At 55.3% G+C, this 1,125-nt stretch carries 1 protein-coding gene; it reads left to right on the top strand.

The window, feature by feature from the left end:
- Positions 1-1,109 (top strand): IS3 family transposase gene (locus BUA85_RS16440; protein ID WP_110559120.1). Its coding sequence is split into 2 segments (ribosomal slippage), with 1,110 coding nucleotides annotated over them: positions 1-247 and positions 247-1,109; the frame shifts between segments, so codons are not numbered across the junction. This gene is flagged as partial in the annotation.
- Positions 1,110-1,125 lie beyond the last annotated feature (16 nt).

Raw genomic sequence — 1,125 nt, 5'->3', positions numbered from 1 at the left:
AAACCGGAAGAGATTGTCACTAAGTTACGGCAGGTTGAGGTACTGTGCGGCCAAGGGATGCCGCGCATTGATGCAATCAGACAGGTGCAGATAACAGAACAGACGTTCTATCGCTGGCGTAAGCAATATGGTGGTATGAGAACCGACCAACTGAAGGAACTCAAACGGCTTCAGAAAGAGAATGATCGGCTGCGTAGAGCCGTGTCTGACCTGACGTTGGACAAGCTCATCCTTGCGGAAGCTGCACGGGGAAACTACTGAGCCCTTCGCGTCGTCGTGCCTGCATTGACCATGTTCGCAGCCAGTTCAGGGTATCGGAGCGGCGAGCCTGTCGTGTCCTGGGACAGCACCGGTCCACACAACGTCGTTTGCCGGTTGGTCGTGCTGACGAGGAGCGTCTAGTGGCCGACATGATTGAGCTGACGCGCCAGTATGGTCGATACGGCTACCGCCGGATCGCAGCGTTGCTCAGAGACGCAGGCTGGTTGGTGAACGATCAGCGTGTCGAACGGCTGTGGCGACGTGAAGGGCTAAAGGTTCCAATGAAGCAGCCGAAAAAAGGGAGGCTCTGGCTCAACGATGGCTCGTGCGTTCGTTTGCGACCGGAGTACCGCAACCATGTATGGTCGTATGACTTCGTGCATCATCGAACCGATGACGGGAAAGCGTTCCGAACGCTGAATATCTTGGATGAACACAGCCGGGAATGCTTGGCGATCCGAGTGAAACGTAAGCTGAGCTCGACAGAGGTTATCGATGCGCTGACGGACTTGTTTATCTTGCGCGGTGTTCCTGCCTTCATTCGGTCGGACAACGGCCCGGAGTTCATTGCGCAGGCCGTCCGCGATTGGATTGCAGCGGTCGGCGCTAAAACCGCCTATATTGAGCCGGGATCACCTTGGGAAAAGGGATACTGCGAAAGCTTCAATGCAAGGCTTCGGGATGAACTGCTTAACGGCGAAGTCTTCTACTCGCTAAGGGAGGCGCAAATCCTAATCGAAAAATGGAGGAAACACTACAACACGAAACGACCACACAGTGCCTTGGGTTACCGCCCACCGGCCCCGGAAACCATCGTCCCGATGGAACCCAGGCCAATAATGCACTAACAGTCAAACTGGACCA

The organism is Cognatiyoonia sediminum (genome assembly GCF_900129845.1).
In the GTDB taxonomy this organism is placed as follows: Bacteria; Pseudomonadota; Alphaproteobacteria; order Rhodobacterales; family Rhodobacteraceae; genus Cognatiyoonia; species Cognatiyoonia sediminum.
The sequence above is the reverse complement of the archived record's forward strand: the minus strand, read 5'-3'. Positions and strand labels throughout refer to the sequence as shown.